This is a genomic window from Burkholderia sp. HI2761 (assembly GCF_002223355.1).
Classification (GTDB): Bacteria; Pseudomonadota; Gammaproteobacteria; order Burkholderiales; family Burkholderiaceae; genus Burkholderia.
Window position 1 is genome coordinate 77037 of the sequence record NZ_NKFN01000001.1, and the last position, 14497, is coordinate 91533.

The window sequence follows — 14497 nt, forward strand, 5'->3', positions numbered from 1 at the left end:
CCCGCCATCACTGGCCGGCGCGGTCGATCAGGAACTGCGCGAGCAACGGCACCGGACGGCCCGTCGCGCCCTTCGCGGCGCCGCCCTTCCATGCGGTGCCCGCGATGTCGAGGTGAGCCCACGGATAGCTCTCGGTGAAGCGCGACAGGAAGCACGCGGCCGTCACGGCGCCGGCCGGACGCCCGCCGATGTTCGCGAGATCCGCGAAATTCGACTTCAGCTGATCCTGGTACTCGTCGTCGAGCGGCATGCGCCATGCCGGGTCGCTCGCCTCGCGCGACGCGTCGAGCAGTTCGCCCGCGAGCGCGTCGTTCGTCGAGAACAGCCCGCTGTTGTGGCCGCCCAGCGCGATCACGCATGCGCCCGTCAACGTCGCGACGTCGATCACGGCGGCCGGCTTGAAGCGCTCGGCATACGTGAGTGCGTCGCACAGGATCAGGCGGCCTTCGGCGTCGGTGTTCAGCACCTCGATCGTCAGCCCCTTCATGCTGGTGACGATGTCGCCCGGCTTCGTCGCGTTGCCGCCCGGCATGTTCTCGCAGGTCGGCACGATCGCGACGACGTTGATCTTCAGGCCCATCTCGGCCACCGCACGGATCGTGCCGAGCACCGAGCCCGCGCCGCACATGTCGTACTTCATCTCGTCCATGGCTTCGCCCGGCTTCAGCGAGATGCCGCCCGTATCGAACGTGATGCCCTTGCCGACCAGCACGACCGGCGCGGCCTTCGCGGCGGCGCCCTGGTAGTGCAGCACGATGAATTGCGGCGGCTCGACCGACGCGCGCGCGACCGACAGGAACGACCCCATCTTCAGCGCCTGGATCTGCTTGAGCCCGAGGACTTCGGCCTTCAGGCCCCAATCCTTCGCGATCTTCTTCGCGGTGTTGCCGAGATAGGTCGGCGTGCAGACGTTACCGGGCAGGTTGCCGAGATCGCGGGTGAGATCCATCCCGTTCGCGAGCGCGACGGCCTGCTTGACCGCGACCTTCGCGGCCTTTTCGTCCGCCGGGTCGACGCTGAACACGACGCGCTTGAGCGTGTGCGACGCCGGTTCCGGCTTGCTCTTCATCTGCGTGAAGCGGTAGGTCTCGTTGCGCAGCGCGAGGATCGCGGCGCGCACGCCCCAGTCGGAGCTGCGCTCGTCGACCGGCAGTTGCGCGAGCGAGAACGTGACCTGGACGACCTTGGTCGCCAGCAGCGCGCGCCAGGCGGCCGTCACGGCGTCGTTGTAGGCTTTCTGATTGAAAGCATCCTGCTTGCCGAGCCCGACGAGCAGCACGCGCGACGCGCCGATGCCCGACACTTCGTGCAGGAACAGCGTCTTGCCGCGCTTGCCGTCCATGTCGCCGGCCTTCACGACGCGCGAGATCAGCCCCTTGGTGGCCGTGTCGATGTCGAGCGCCGCGCCCGACAGGGTTTGCGCCTCGAAGATGCCGAGCACGATGCAGTCGGACTTCCCGGTCAGGAACCCCTTGGCCTCGCCTTTGCTCCAATCACAGCCTTTTATGCTAAAGTCCATCGCGCTTGTCCTCGGATAAAATCTGGGCTAAGGATGAAAGCCGCAATTATCCGCTATTTTTCCCGTGGCGGCGCGAGCGCTCCACCACGCGTGCGCAGCCTCCCGCCCTCTTCTCATCAAGAATGATCTTCGAACGCTCCCTCCAGCGCGAGCTTGCGTATACGGCTGGTGCCGTGTTCATGGTGCTGCTCACGATCATGCTCACGACGATGATGATTCGCATCGTCGGCTACGCCGCGTCCGGCGAAATCGATCCGCGGGACGTACTCGTGCTGATCGGCCTCACCGTGATCGGCTACCTCGCCGTGATGCTCGTCGTCACGCTGTTCGTGTCGATCCTGTTCGTGCTGACCCGGTGGTACCGGGACTCCGAAATGGTGGTGTGGCTCGCATCGGGCGTGAGCCTCACGCGCCTCATCAAGCCGATCGGCGTGTTCGCCGCGCCGATCATCCTGCTGATCACGTTCTTCGCGTTCGTCGGCTGGCCGTGGTCGAACCAGCAGAGCAAGATGATCCGCGCGCGCTTCCAGCAGCGCGACGAAATCTCGCTGCTCGCGCCGGGCCAGTTCCGCGAATCGGCCGCGAACCATCGCGTGTTCTTCATCGAGAAGATGACGCCCGACCAGAGCAAGGTCCAGAACGTATTCGTCACGTCGACGGAAAACGGCAAGCTCAACGTGGTCGTGTCGCAGACGGGCCATACGGAAACCTCGAAGGACGGCGATCGTTTCGTCGTCCTCGAAGACGGCCGCCGCTACGACGGCACGCCCGGCCAGCCGAACTTCAAGATCATGGAGTTCGAGCGCTACGGCGTGAAGATCACCAGCAAGCCGGTCGTCAACGTCCAGACCACCAACAGCACGCCCACGCCCGACCTGCTGCGCAACCCTACGCGCGACAATCTCGCGGAATTCGCGTGGCGCGCGGGGCTGCCGCTGATCGCGCTGAACCTGATGGTGCTCGGCATCCCGCTCGCGTACCAGAACCCGCGCCGCAGCCGCACGATCAACCTCGTGATGGCCGTGCTGATCTACCTCACGTATTCGAACCTGCTGAACGTCGTGCAGGCGCAGATCGAGCAGGGCAAGATGTCGTTCGGCGTCGGTCTCGTCGGCTTGCACGTGCTCGTCGCGGCGATCGTCGCGTTCATTTTCTGGTTGCGCGTGCGCAATCGTCCGTTGTTGACACGCGCGCTGTTCGGCCGCTCGGGAGCATGATCGATGCGGCTCTATGAAAAGTACTTCGCGCGGCAGATCTACGTCACGTTCATCTTCATCCTGTTCGCGTTCTCCGGTCTGTTCTTCTTCTTCGACCTGATCAGCGAGCTGAACTCGGTCGGGCACGGCAACTACAAGTTCGGCTACGCGGTGCTGCGCGTCGCGCTGCAGACGCCGTCGCGCTTCTACGAGATCATCCCGGTCGCCGCGCTGATCAGCGCGATCTACGTGTTCGCGCAGATGGCCGCGAACTCGGAATTCACGATCTTCCGCGTGTCTGGCCTCGCGACCAACCAGGCGCTGCGTTCGCTGCTGAAGATCGGCGTGCCGCTCGTGATCGTCACCTACCTGATCGGCGAATTCGTCGGCCCGTACGCCGACCAGTTGTCCGAACGCGTGCGGCTGCAGGCGCTCGGCGCATCGGTGTCGTCGAACTTCCAGTCGGGCGTGTGGGTGAAGGACACGCTCGCGGCCCGCGAGAACGGCGAGCAGGTCACGCGCTTCGTGAACGTCGGCAGCCTGTCGCCCGACTCGACGATCAGCAACGTGCGCATCTACGAATTCGACTCGAAATTCCAGCTGCAGAACGTGCGGATCGCGCAAACCGGCCGCTACGAGCCGCCCGGCCACTGGCTGCTGACGGGCGTCACCGAGACGGAGCTGACGCCGATCAAGCCGATCAGCGGCCAGCCGGCCGACGCGCTGAACCCCGTGTTCCGGTCGCAGCAGGTATCACTGCCCGAATACCGGCTGCGTTCGGACCTGACGCCGCAGATCCTGTCGGTGCTGCTCGTGTCGCCGGAGCGCATGTCGATCGTCAACCTGTTCCGCTACATCCAGCACTTGAAGGAAAACCAGCAGGACACGCAGCGCTACGACATCGCGCTGTGGCGCAAGCTGCTGTATCCGTTCGCCGTATTCGTGATGCTCGTGCTGTCGCTGCCGTTCGCGTACCTGCACACGCGGGCGGGCGTGGTCGGCGTGAAGGTGTTCGGCGGGATCATGCTCGGCATGAGTTTCCAGCTGCTCAACACGCTGTTCTCGCACATCGGCACGCTGAACACGTGGCCCGCGCCGCTCACCGCGGCGACGCCGGGCCTCATCTATCTCGCGCTCGGCCTGTTCGCGCTCAAGTGGGTCGACCGGCACTGAGCGCCGCGTCGCGACGGAGGCTTCGACATGCATTCGCACGGTATCGTCCTGTTCGGCCACGGCGCCCGCGACCCGCGCTGGGCCGAGCCGTTCGAGCGGCTCGCCGCGCGGCTGCGCGGCGCCGGCTCCCCTGCCGCGCAGGTGTCGCTCGCGTTCCTCGAACTGATGACGCCGTCGCTCGCTGAGGCCGTCGCCGCGCAAGTCGCGGCCGGCTGCGCCCGCATCACCGTGGTGCCCGTGTTCTTCGGCCAGGGCGGCCATGTCCGCCGCGACCTGCCGCAGCTCGTCGACGCATGCCGCGCCGCACATCCGGGCGTCGAGATCCGCTGCGCGACGGCCGTTGGCGAAGACGACGGCGTGCTCGACGCGGTCGCGCGCTATTGTGTCGACCAGCTCGGCGACGACGCGTAGCGGCCGACGCATTCGCCGCCCCCAACGCAAAAGCGCCGGCATCTGCCGGCGCTTTTTTCGTTTGGGACCGCGCTCGAGCCGCGCTCAGGCGGCATTGCGCATCGGATCGCCCGCCTGTGCCTGCCGCGTGCGTTCGGCGAATGCATCGCCGATCATCAGCAGGCTCGGTTCCGCGGGATCGAGCCACGCCTGCGCGTCGCCGGCCGCCATCCGCGCGAGCGTCAGCGTCAGCGTGCGTTCGCGTGCGGTGCTGCATGCCTCGACGATCGCCACCGGCGTCGTCGGCGCACGGCCGGCGTCGATCAATTCCTGCGCGATGCCGGGCGCGCTGTCGCGGCCCATGTAGTAGACGATCGAATCGGCGCGTGCGGCCTCGCGGATCTCGTCGCTGCCCGGTGCGCGGCTGTGCGTCGCGAACGCGACGCTGCGCGACACGCCGCGCAACGTGAGCGAACGCTTCAGCGTCGCCGCGCCGGCCAGCGCCGCGGTGATGCCCGGCACGACCTCGTAGTCGATGCCGGCCGCGTCGAGCGCGCGCATTTCCTCTTCGGCGCGGCCGAACAGCATCGGATCGCCGCCCTTCAGCCGCACCACGCACGCATGCTCGCGCGCCGCGTCGACGATCTGCTTGTTGATGAAATGCTGCGCGGTCGAGCGCTGCCCGCAACGCTTGCCGACCGCGATTTTCCGCGCGTTCGGCGCATAGTCGAGCATCGCGGGCTCGACGAGCGCGTCGTGCAGCACGACGTCGGCCTGCTCGAGCAGCCGCATGCCGCGCACCGTAATGAGGTCCGCCGCGCCCGGCCCCGCTCCGATCAGATATACCTTGCCCATGTTTGTCGCTTCGCTAGGGTCCTGCCGCGGCGGCCGGTTCGCCGCCGCGCGGATTGACGATTACGCCGAGAACGCGCGGATCATGCCTGCGGCGACCGTGTGATGCGTCGCCTCGTCGATCAGCACGAACGCGCCCGTACCGGGGTGCGCATCGTACGTGTCGCAGACGATCGGCTTCTGCAGCGTCAGCGCCACGCGGCCGATGTCGTTCATCTTCAGTTCCTGACGGTCGGTCGCGTGCGACAGCGTATGCACGTCGAGCACCTGCTTGACCGAGCCGATCTTCGCGAACACCGTGCTGGTGGTCTGCTTCAGCAGGTACTTGCGCTGCTGCGACAGCGGCGTCTCGTCGAACCAGCACAAGTCGGCCTCGAGCTTCTTGGCCGGCTCGACCGGCTCGGCGGTCGTGACGAACATGTCGCCGCGCGACACGTCGACATCTTCCGCGAGACGGAGCGTCACCGTCTGGCCCGCCAACGCGTGCGCGACGGACGCGGTACCGCCCGGCACCGGCGCGACGATCTCCGCAACCGTCGCGGTGCGGTTCGACGGCAGCACGACGATCGCGTCGCCGACCTTCACTTCGCCCGACTCGATCCGGCCCATGTAGCCGCGGAAATCGTCGGCCGAGCTGCCGTCCTGGCGCGCGACCCACTGCACCGGGAAGCGCAGCGCGTCATGCGCCTGCGTCTCGACCGGCAGCGACTCGAGCACGTCGAGGAGCGGTTCGCCCGCGTACCACGGCATGCGCTCGCTCGCGCCGACGATGTTGTCGCCCTTCAGCGCCGACACTGGCACGAAGCGCACGTCGGTCAGGCCGAGCTGCTTCGCGAGCGCGACGTACGCGTCGCGGATCTCGTTGAAACGCGCCTCGCTGTAGTCGACGAGGTCCATCTTGTTGATCGCGACGATCACGTGCTGCAGCCCGAGCAGCTTGACGATCGCGCTGTGGCGCTTGGTCTGCGGCAGCAGGTCCGCGATGCCGTTCTCGATCGTCACGCGCGTCGCGTCGATCAGGATGATCGACGCGTGCGCGGTCGACGCGCCCGTCACCATGTTGCGCGTGTACTGCTCGTGGCCCGGCGTGTCGGCGATGATGAACTTGCGCTTCGCGGTCGCGAAATAGCGATACGCGACGTCGATCGTGATGCCCTGCTCGCGCTCGGCTTCCAGCCCGTCCGTCAGCAGCGCGAGATCCAGCTCGTCGCCGACCGTGCGCTTGTTCTTCGCGCGCGACAGCGCGGACAGCTGGTCGGACAGCACGGCCTTGCTGTCGTACAGCAGGCGGCCGATCAGCGTGCTCTTGCCGTCGTCGACGCTGCCCGCGGTGATGAAGCGCAGCACGCCGAGGTCTTCGTGATTTTCGATGATGCTCATGATGTGAATGTCCTCGTGTGCTTCAGAAATAACCTTGCTTCTTGCGCTGTTCCATCGCCGCTTCGGACGCCTGGTCGTCCATTCGGGTCGCGCCGCGCTCGGTGATCTCGGTCACCGCCGTTTCGGCGATGATCTTCTCGACGTCGTCCGCGTCGCTCTCGACCGGGCACGTGCAGCTGATGTCGCCGACCGTGCGGAAGCGCACCTGCGCAAGCTCGCTTGTCTCGCCGTCACGCATCGGCGTGAGCGGCGTGACCGGCACGAGCAGCCCGTTGCGGCGCACGATCTCGCGCTGGTGCGCGTAGTAGATCGACGGCAGTTCGAGGTTCTCGCGCGCGATGTACTGCCACACGTCGAGCTCGGTCCAGTTCGAGATCGGGAACACGCGCAGATGCTCGCCCTTGTGCAGGCGGGCGTTGTACAGGCTCCACAGTTCCGGGCGCTGCGCCTTCGGGTCCCATTGGCCGAATTCGTCGCGGAACGAGAAGATGCGCTCCTTCGCGCGCGCCTTCTCTTCGTCGCGGCGCGCGCCGCCGATCAGCGCCGTGTAACCGTGCTGCTCGATCGTTTCCAGCAGCGTGACGGCCTGCGCGGCGTTACGCGAATCGGTTTCGCGGCGCAGGACGACCGTGCCGCGCTTGATCGAATCCTCGACGTGGCCGACCACCAGCTCGGCGCCGAGTTCTTGCGCACGGCGGTCGCGGAAGTCGATCACTTCCTCGTAGTTGTGGCCCGTGTCGATATGCACGAGCGGGAACGGCAGCGTCGTCTTGCGGTTCGCGCCGAGGCCGAACGCCTTCAGTGCCAGATGCAGCACGACGACCGAATCCTTGCCGCCCGAGAACAACAGCGCCGGCTTGCTGCATTCGGCAACGAGTTCGCGCAGGATGTGGATCGACTCGGCTTCGAGCCAGTCGAGGTGGCCCATGCGGCTGTCGGCGCCGGTGGGCGGGGCAAAGGCGGATTGCTCGAGCGTCGTGCTCATGATTTCAGTCCTTCTCTTCCGGGTTCGTGCCGCCCGCTGTCGCAGGCGGCGCAATATTCAGTTTCTTGTCGGCTTTCAGTGCGCGGCGCCGGTTTCGGCATTCGCGGGAATCGGCGTGATCGTCGTGATGTGCAGCCCGCATTCCTTCGTGTCGCGCGATTCCCACCACCAGCGGCCCGCGCGGCTGTCCTCGCCGGGACGGATCGCGCGCGTGCACGGCTCGCAGCCGATGCTCGGGTAGCCGCGCGCATGCAGCGGGTTGACCGGCACGTCGAACGCGTTAAGGTACGCCCACACGTCGGCTTCCGTCCAGTCGGCGAGCGGGTTGTACTTCGCGATCCCGCGCGCTTCGTCCTGTTCTTCCTCGTGCAGCTCCGCACGCGTGACCGACTGCTCGCGGCGCTGGCCCGTCACCCACGCGCCGACGTCCGACAGCGCGCGGTTCAGCGGCTCGACCTTGCGGATGTGGCAGCACGACTTGCGCAGCTCGATGCTCTCGTAGAACGCGTTCAGGCCGTGCTCGGCGACGTACTGATCGACCGCATCCTGCTGCGGATGAAACTGCTCGATCTCGTAGCCGTAGCGCTCGCGCACGCGGTCGATCATGCCGAGCGTTTCCGCGTGCAGGCGCCCCGTGTTCAGCGAGAAGATGCCGATCGACACGCCCTTCGACAGGATCGCGTGCGTGAGCAGCATGTCTTCCGCCGCGAGGCTGCTCGCGAATTTCACCTTGTCGTGACGGGCGCCGATTTGCGCGAGCAGCGTGTCGAGGCGCTCGACCTTCGCGGCGAGTTCCGGCGTCAGTTCGGTGGCGGTCGCGGTGCTCATGCGCTCACCTTGCTGTCGGCCGCGGCCTCGCGGCGGCGGAACAGCGGCGCCGGCTCGTCGAACGCGCCCTGGTAACGCTGCGTGAATTCCGTGAACGCATTCAGCGCGTCGTGAATGTCCTTGTCGGCACGCACCGCGAAGGCGTCGAAGCCGCAACGCGACATGTACAGCAGTTGGTCGCGCAGCACGTCGCCGATCGCGCGCAACTCGCCGGTCCAGCCATGACGTTCGCGCAGCAGGCGCGCGATGCTGTAGCCGCGGCCGTCCGCGAAGCGCGGGAACTCGACGGCGATCAGCGAGATCGCGCCGAAGTCGGCCGCGAGGTTCGCCGGTTCGCTGTCCGGCGCGAGCCACACGCCGAGTTCGTCCTTCGTCTTCGCGGCGACGAGCGCCGCGCGCTCGGCCTGCCACAACGCGAACGGCACCAGCACCTTGCCGGCCGGCAATGCGTCGACCGCGGGCAGCGCACCGTCTTCCGCCGCGCGCACGACCTGCCATGCGTCGTCGATCACTGCGCGGTTCTTGATAATCGAAGCCATCTGCAAATTCCTTCTAGCCGGTTGGTTACGCGTTCACTGCCTGGCGCGCCGCATACACGCGCTCCTTGAACGGCGCGATGCCGATGCGATCGTAGGTGTCGACGAAGCGCTCGCCGTCGATGCGCGCTTCGACGAACGTGTCGATCAGCTTGGCGATCACGTCCGGCACTTCTTCCGCGGAGAACGACGGCCCGATCACGCGACCGAGGCGCGCGCCGTTGCGGCCCGTGCCCTGCTCGCCGCCGAGCGACACCTGGTACCACTCGGCACCGTCCTTGTCGACGCCGAGGATGCCGATGTTGCCGACGTGGTGATGACCGCACGAGTTCATGCAACCGGAAATGTTCAGCGACAGGTCGCCGAGGTCGTACACGTAATCCAGATCGTCGAAACGCTGCTGGATCGCGAGGGCGATCGGGATCGACTTCGCGTTCGCGAGCGAGCAGAAGTCGCCGCCCGGGCACGCGATGATGTCGGTCAACAGGCCGATGTTCGGCGTCGCGAAACCGGCTGCCTTCGCCTTTTCCCACAACGCGAACAGGTCGCGCTTCTTCACGTTCGCGAGAATCAGGTTCTGCTCGTGCGACACGCGCAGTTCGCCGAGCGAGTACGCGTCGGCCCAGTCGGCGACCAGATCCATCTGCGCGTCGGTTGCGTCGCCCGGGGCCACGCGGTGATCCTTCAGCGACAGCGTGACCGCGGCGTAACCGGGCACCTTGTGCGGCGCGACGTTACGCTCGACCCAGCGCGCGAACGCCTTGTTCTCGAGCAGATGCTGTTCGAACGATGCGTCGGTGTCGGCCAGCTTCTCGTAGACCGGCGGCTTGAAATACTGCGACACGCGGTCGAGCTCGGCCTGCGTGAGCGTCGACGGGCCGTCCTTCAGGTGCTGCCATTCTTCCTCGACCTGCTGCGCGAACTTCGCCGGCGACAGCGCCTTCACGAGGATCTTGATGCGCGCCTTGTACAGGTTGTCGCGGCGGCCGTAACGGTTGTACACGCGCAGCACGGCTTCGCAGTACGTGATCAGGTGCTGCCACGGCAGGTCTTCCTTGATCACCGCGCCGACGATCGGCGTACGGCCGAGGCCGCCGCCCGCGAGGATGCTCGCGACCACCTCGCCCTGCGCGTTCTTCTTCAGGTACACGCCGAGGTCGTGGATCTGCACGGCCGCGCGGTCATGCTTCGAACCCGACACCGCGATCTTGAACTTGCGCGGCAGCCAAGCGAATTCGGGATGGAACGTCGACCACTGGCGCAGGATCTCGGCCCACGGGCGCGGATCGATCTCTTCGTCCTGCGCGACGCCGGCGAACTGGTCGGCCGTGATGTTGCGGATGCAGTTGCCCGACGTCTGGATCGCGTGCATCTGCACCGACGCGAGCTTCGCGAGGATCTCGGGCGTCTCTTCCAGCTCGATCCAGTTGAACTGGATGTTCGAGCGGGTCGAGAAGTGGCCGTAGCCGCGGTCGTGTTCGCGGGCGATGCGGGCCAGCATCCGGAGCTGCTCGCTGCGCAGGTTGCCGTACGGAATCGCGATGCGGTGCATGTACGCGTGACGCTGCATGTACAGGCCGTTCTGCAGACGCAGCGGACGGAATTCGTCTTCGCTCAACTCGCCCGACAGCCGGCGGCGCACCTGGTCGCGGTACTGCGCGACTCGCTCGTCGACGATCGTCTGGTCGTATTGGTCGTACTGATACATTCGGGGACCCCAGGGTTTTCGTGTTGACCGCGCGACGTCCTAGCCACGTCGCGCCCGAATTTCCGTTCCGTCGTCACCGCCGCCGGCCATCCGCTGCCGGCTGGATTGCTAATGACGAAAACAGATATCCATATTTGAAAAACTCCGGTGAATCGTAATAAACTCCCCTTATATTTCAAACGACTAAAAAATTCTTTTGATATGCCAAGGGGTTATAAATGAACCTGCACCAATTCCGCTTCGTGCGCGAGGCCGTCCGGCAGAATTTCAACCTCACCGAGGCCGCCAAGGCGCTCTATACGTCGCAGCCGGGGGTATCGAAGGCGATCATCGAGCTCGAGGACGAGCTGGGCGTGGAGATCTTCACGCGGCACGGCAAGCGCGTGCGCTCGCTCACCGAGCCGGGCCGGATCATTCTTGCTTCGGTCGAGCGGATTCTTCAGGAGGTTGAAAGCCTCAAAAGGGTCGGAAAAGATTATGCAGCGCAGGACCAGGGCAACCTGACCATCGCGGCGACCCACACGCAGGCCCGCTACTCGCTGCCGGCCGCGATCGCCGAGTTCAAGAAACGCTTCCCGAAGGTGCACCTGTCGATCCTGCAGGGCAGCCCGACGCAGGTGGCCGAGATGGTGATCCACGACCAGGCCGATCTCGCGATCGCGACCGAGGCGATCTCCGACTACAAGGAACTCGTGTCGCTGCCCTGCTTCCAGTGGCATCACGCCGCCGTCGTGCCGGCCGACCATCCGTTGCTCGAACGCAAGCCGGTCACGCTGGACGATCTCGCGCAATATCCGCTGATCACGTACGACGACGCGTTCGCGGGCCGCAAGAAGATCAATCACGCGTTCGCGCTGCGCGGGCTGTCGCCGGACATCGTGCTCGAGGCGATCGACGCCGACGTGATCAAGACCTACGTCGAACTCGGCCTCGGCGTCGGCATCATGGCCGACATCGCGTTCAATCCCGAGCGCGATCGCGGCCTGCGGCTGATTCCGGTCGGCCACCTGTTCGGCAGCAACGTGACGCGCGTCGCGCTCAAGCAGGGCGCCTACCTGCGCAGCTATGTGTATACGCTGGTCGAACTGCTGTCGCCGACGCTGAACCGCAAGCTGATCGAGCAGGCGCTCAAGGGCGAATCCGAATCGTACGAGCTTTGACGGACAGGTATAAACACAGGGGCGCATATTGCGCCCCTTTTTGTTGCCCGACGGAGATGGAGATTCCCGCATGACGCTTCCCGCCCTGTTGCGCCGCGCCGCCGGCGCCGCCCTCGTGCTGGCCTGCGCGGCCGCGCATGCCGACCTGAAGGTCGGCGTCGACCTGTCGTCGACCGGCCCGGCCGCCGCGATCGGCATCACCAGCAAGAACGCGATCCTGATGTGGCCGAAGACGATCGCCGGGCAGCCCGTGCAGGTCACGGTGCTCGACGACGCGTCCGACCCGGGCGCCGCCGTGCGCAACATCCGCAAGCTGGTCGACGAGGATCACGTCGACGTCGTGGTCGGGCCGAACATCACGCCGGCCGCGCTCGCGGCGCTCGACGCGGTGGCCGCCGCGCAGACGCCAATGATCACGCTGGTCGGCTCGGGCGCGATCGTCGAGCCGCAGGAAGGCGCGCGGACCTGGGCGTTCAAGATGGCGCAGAGCGACAGCGCGATGGCCGACGTGATGACGCGCTACATGGCCAACCACGGCGTGAAGACGGTCGGCTTCATCGGCTTCGCGGACAGCTACGGCGACAGCTGGCTCAACGAATTCACGCGCTTCGCGGACCTGCGCAAGATCCGCGTGATCGCGACCGAGCGCTTCAACCGCACCGACGCGAGCGTCACCGGCCAGGCGCTGAAGCTGATCGCGGCGAAACCCGATGCGATCCTGATCGCGGGCTCGGGCACGCCGGCCGTGCTGCCGCAGCGCACGCTGATCGAGCGCGGCTACAAGGGTGCGATCTACCAGACCCACGGGATCGCGACGCCGGAATTCATCAAGCTCGGCGGCAAGGACGTCGACGGGACGCTGTTCCCGACCCAGCCGGTCGTCGTCGCGCGCACGCTGCCGGCCGACCATCCGGCGCGCAAGGCCGCGCTGGCATTCGTCGACGCGTATGAAGCCCGATATGGCGCAGGCACCGTCACGCAGTTCGCGGGCGACGCGGCGGGCGTGTACCTGCGCCTCGCGGACGCGGTCGGTCGCGCGCTGAAGGCCGCGCAGCCCGGCACGCCGGCCTTCCGTGCCGCGCTGCGGCGCGAACTCGAACGCGCACATGAGCTCGTCGTGCCTAACGGCGTCGTCAATACGAGCGACAAGGATCACGTGGGGCTCGATCAGCGCGCGAGCGTGATGGGGATCGTCAAACATGGCCAGTTCGTCTACCTGAGCCAGTAAGTCGTATGCGGCCGGGTGCCGGGCTGCTTGCCGGGTGCGCGGTTTTCCGCCATAATCCGCGTTTCGCCGCGCACAATCTGCACATCGCATGCGCGGCCAGGATCAAGCCCAGGTGGTGAAATTGGTAGACGCAGGGGACTCAAAATCCCCCGCCGCAAGGCGTGCCGGTTCGATTCCGGCCCTGGGCACCAGTATTTCGCAGCGTCATGCGCTGCAACTGTCGAAACCCGCGCAAGCTCGCCGCTTCGCGGGTTTTTTGTTTTTGCGCCGCGTTCGCCGCAACAGGTATCCCGCCCGGCAGTCCAAGCATCAGGGAATGCCGACCACGGAGGCCACCCATGTTCATGCGCACGATTTCATGCCGGATCTGCCGCGGCGTGCTCGCCGCGGGGCTGGCGCTCATGCTTGACGGGTGCGACGTGCTGAGCGCGCCGCCGGTACCCGACTGGCCCGGGCCGCATGCGCCCTATCCGTTCCCGGACAACATTCCCCATCGCACCGAATGACCTGCCGGCCGCCCTTCGCCGTGCAGACACTCAGACCGTCAACTCGCGGACGAAGTCGAGAAACACGCGCACCTTCGCGGCAACGAGATTGGACGCGTGGTGATACGCGTAGAGCGGAAATGTCTCGTCCGTCCACTCCGGCAGCAGCAGGACCAGCTTCCCGTCGGCAACGATGTCCCGCGCGTAGAGTTCCAGCAATTGCGCGATGCCCGCGCCGCCGAGGCACGCGCCGAGCAGCCCGCCTGTGTCGTTCACCATCAGCCTGCCGGCGGCGTCGATCGGCACGACCTCCTTGCCCCGATGAAACTCCCATTCATACGGCCGCCCCGTCACCGGGTCGCGAATCAGCACGCAACGATGCCCGTGCGCGAGATCGCGCGGATGACGCGGCTCGCCGTGACGTTCGACATAGGCCGCCGACGCGCAGGTCAGCACGCGCGTCTCGAGCAGCAGTCGCGCACGATATGACGACGGCTCCGGGATGCCGAAGCGCACCGCCACGTCGAAGCCGTCGGCGACGAGGTCGCCCATCCGGTCGCGCACGCTGATCTCGACGGACAGATCGGGAAAGCGATCGAGAAATTCCGCCATCCGCGGCGCCAGCACGTAATGACCGAACGTGCCGTCCACGTTGACCCGCAACCGCCCCCTCACGCGCGCCTTCGACTCGCCGGCGTCGAGCGCCGCCTCCTCGATGCCGGCCAGCAGCGGCGCGACCGCCTCGTAAAAGCGTCGTCCTTCGTCGGTCAACGTGATCGCGCGCGCCGTCCGGTTGAAGATCCGGATGCCGACCCGCTCTTCCAGCCGGGCGACGGCGCGGCTCACCGCCGGCTGAGTCAGCCCCATCGCCTCGCCCGCCCGCGCGAAGGTGCCGGCCTCGATCACCGCGGAGAGCACGCCGATACCGCTGAGCAGCCTGCTGTCGAATCCCATGAGACATACTTTTAGTCATTCATTGGCTGATCATTATTCATTATTTTTATTCACCGAGGAAGCCTACAGTAGTCCTGTCGCCGGATCGAACGGCACCCATCCA

The 14497-nt window shown here is 66.3% G+C and carries 14 protein-coding genes and 1 tRNA gene; 7 read left to right on the forward strand and 8 right to left on the reverse strand.

What is annotated here, in order from left to right; translation table 11 throughout:
- Positions 1 to 7: 7 nt before the first annotated feature.
- On the reverse strand, positions 8 to 1519 hold the full coding sequence (locus CFB46_RS00360) for a leucyl aminopeptidase (RefSeq protein ID WP_027785164.1): 1512 nt from the start codon (positions 1517 to 1519) through the stop codon (positions 8 to 10).
- Positions 1520 to 1641: 122 nt separating this feature from the next.
- On the opposite strand from CFB46_RS00360, the gene lptF reads away from it, so the two are divergent.
- Genes lptF through CFB46_RS00375 form a run of 3 tightly spaced genes read left to right on the forward strand, consistent with a single transcriptional unit; the run spans position 1642 to position 4299 of the window.
- Positions 1642 to 2736: an LPS export ABC transporter permease LptF gene (gene lptF / locus CFB46_RS00365; RefSeq protein WP_027785165.1), complete on the forward strand. Its 1095-nt coding sequence runs from the start codon at positions 1642 to 1644 to the stop codon at positions 2734 to 2736.
- 3 nt (positions 2737 to 2739) lie between these two features.
- Complete coding sequence (gene lptG, locus CFB46_RS00370) at positions 2740 to 3888, forward strand: LPS export ABC transporter permease LptG (RefSeq protein ID WP_027785166.1); 1149 nt, start codon at positions 2740 to 2742, stop codon at positions 3886 to 3888.
- 27 nt (positions 3889 to 3915) lie between these two features.
- Positions 3916 to 4299, forward strand: coding sequence for a sirohydrochlorin chelatase (locus CFB46_RS00375; protein ID WP_027785167.1), 384 nt, complete (start codon positions 3916 to 3918; stop codon positions 4297 to 4299).
- Positions 4300 to 4383: 84 nt separating this feature from the next.
- Here CFB46_RS00375 and cobA read toward each other — a convergent pair whose 3' ends face one another.
- The 6 genes from cobA to CFB46_RS00405 form a co-directional block, all read right to left on the reverse strand.
- The gene (gene cobA, locus CFB46_RS00380; protein ID WP_027785168.1) at positions 4384 to 5133 is read right to left on the reverse strand and encodes a uroporphyrinogen-III C-methyltransferase; all 750 of its coding nucleotides are present in this window, start codon (positions 5131 to 5133) and stop codon (positions 4384 to 4386) included.
- Positions 5134 to 5193: 60 nt separating this feature from the next.
- Positions 5194 to 6510 carry a sulfate adenylyltransferase subunit 1 gene (locus tag CFB46_RS00385; protein WP_027785169.1) on the reverse strand — a complete coding sequence of 439 codons (1317 nt, stop codon included), beginning with the start codon at positions 6508 to 6510 and terminating at the stop codon, positions 5194 to 5196.
- Between the two features lie 22 nt (positions 6511 to 6532).
- On the reverse strand, positions 6533 to 7495 hold the full coding sequence (gene cysD / locus CFB46_RS00390; protein WP_006478076.1) for a sulfate adenylyltransferase subunit CysD: 963 nt from the start codon (positions 7493 to 7495) through the stop codon (positions 6533 to 6535).
- A 75-nt stretch (positions 7496 to 7570) separates the two neighbouring features.
- Positions 7571 to 8323, reverse strand: a complete 753-nt coding sequence (locus tag CFB46_RS00395; protein ID WP_027785170.1) for a phosphoadenylyl-sulfate reductase — start codon at positions 8321 to 8323, stop codon at positions 7571 to 7573.
- Complete coding sequence (locus CFB46_RS00400; protein WP_027785171.1) at positions 8320 to 8862, reverse strand: DUF934 domain-containing protein; 543 nt, start codon at positions 8860 to 8862, stop codon at positions 8320 to 8322. Before CFB46_RS00400 ends, CFB46_RS00395 begins: the two co-directional genes overlap by 4 nt.
- 25 nt (positions 8863 to 8887) lie before the next feature.
- Complete coding sequence (locus tag CFB46_RS00405) at positions 8888 to 10567, reverse strand: nitrite/sulfite reductase (RefSeq protein ID WP_027785172.1); 1680 nt, start codon at positions 10565 to 10567, stop codon at positions 8888 to 8890.
- 218 nt (positions 10568 to 10785) lie between these two features.
- Between CFB46_RS00405 and CFB46_RS00410 the strand changes: the two genes are divergently transcribed.
- The 4 genes from CFB46_RS00410 (at position 10786) to CFB46_RS35770 (ending at position 13461) form a co-directional block, all read left to right on the forward strand.
- Positions 10786 to 11727: a CysB family HTH-type transcriptional regulator gene (locus CFB46_RS00410; RefSeq protein ID WP_027785173.1), complete on the forward strand. Its 942-nt coding sequence runs from the start codon at positions 10786 to 10788 to the stop codon at positions 11725 to 11727.
- Between the two features lie 70 nt (positions 11728 to 11797).
- Positions 11798 to 12955 carry an ABC transporter substrate-binding protein gene (locus CFB46_RS00415; RefSeq protein WP_027785174.1) on the forward strand — a complete coding sequence of 386 codons (1158 nt, stop codon included), beginning with the start codon at positions 11798 to 11800 and terminating at the stop codon, positions 12953 to 12955.
- Between the two features lie 106 nt (positions 12956 to 13061).
- Positions 13062 to 13146 (forward strand) — tRNA-Leu (locus CFB46_RS00420).
- A 147-nt stretch (positions 13147 to 13293) separates the two neighbouring features.
- Positions 13294 to 13461 carry a hypothetical protein gene (locus CFB46_RS35770; RefSeq protein WP_175888615.1) on the forward strand — a complete coding sequence of 56 codons (168 nt, stop codon included), beginning with the start codon at positions 13294 to 13296 and terminating at the stop codon, positions 13459 to 13461.
- A gap of 30 nt (positions 13462 to 13491) precedes the next feature.
- On the opposite strand, the gene CFB46_RS00425 is transcribed toward CFB46_RS35770, so the two are convergent.
- Positions 13492 to 14394 (reverse strand): LysR family transcriptional regulator, encoded by a 903-nt coding sequence (locus CFB46_RS00425; protein ID WP_027785175.1) that lies wholly within the window; start codon positions 14392 to 14394, stop codon positions 13492 to 13494.
- Between the last annotated feature and the right edge of the window lie 103 nt (positions 14395 to 14497).

Excerpts from the sequence above, each read along its gene's own strand:
- CFB46_RS00360 (WP_027785164.1), bottom strand. The coding sequence starts at position 1,519 with ATGGACTTTAGCATAAAAGGCTGTGATTGGAGCAAAGGCGAGGCCAAG.
- lptF (WP_027785165.1), top strand. The coding sequence starts at position 1,642 with ATGATCTTCGAACGCTCCCTCCAGCGCGAGCTTGCGTATACGGCTGGT.
- lptG (WP_027785166.1), top strand. The coding sequence starts at position 2,740 with ATGCGGCTCTATGAAAAGTACTTCGCGCGGCAGATCTACGTCACGTTC.
- CFB46_RS00375 (WP_027785167.1), top strand. The coding sequence starts at position 3,916 with ATGCATTCGCACGGTATCGTCCTGTTCGGCCACGGCGCCCGCGACCCG.
- cobA (WP_027785168.1), bottom strand. The coding sequence starts at position 5,133 with ATGGGCAAGGTATATCTGATCGGAGCGGGGCCGGGCGCGGCGGACCTC.
- CFB46_RS00385 (WP_027785169.1), bottom strand. The coding sequence starts at position 6,510 with ATGAGCATCATCGAAAATCACGAAGACCTCGGCGTGCTGCGCTTCATC.
- cysD (WP_006478076.1), bottom strand. The coding sequence starts at position 7,495 with ATGAGCACGACGCTCGAGCAATCCGCCTTTGCCCCGCCCACCGGCGCC.
- CFB46_RS00395 (WP_027785170.1), bottom strand. The coding sequence starts at position 8,323 with ATGAGCACCGCGACCGCCACCGAACTGACGCCGGAACTCGCCGCGAAG.
- CFB46_RS00400 (WP_027785171.1), bottom strand. The coding sequence starts at position 8,862 with ATGGCTTCGATTATCAAGAACCGCGCAGTGATCGACGACGCATGGCAG.
- CFB46_RS00405 (WP_027785172.1), bottom strand. The coding sequence starts at position 10,567 with ATGTATCAGTACGACCAATACGACCAGACGATCGTCGACGAGCGAGTC.
- CFB46_RS00410 (WP_027785173.1), top strand. The coding sequence starts at position 10,786 with ATGAACCTGCACCAATTCCGCTTCGTGCGCGAGGCCGTCCGGCAGAAT.
- CFB46_RS00415 (WP_027785174.1), top strand. The coding sequence starts at position 11,798 with ATGACGCTTCCCGCCCTGTTGCGCCGCGCCGCCGGCGCCGCCCTCGTG.
- CFB46_RS35770 (WP_175888615.1), top strand. The coding sequence starts at position 13,294 with ATGTTCATGCGCACGATTTCATGCCGGATCTGCCGCGGCGTGCTCGCC.
- CFB46_RS00425 (WP_027785175.1), bottom strand. The coding sequence starts at position 14,394 with ATGGGATTCGACAGCAGGCTGCTCAGCGGTATCGGCGTGCTCTCCGCG.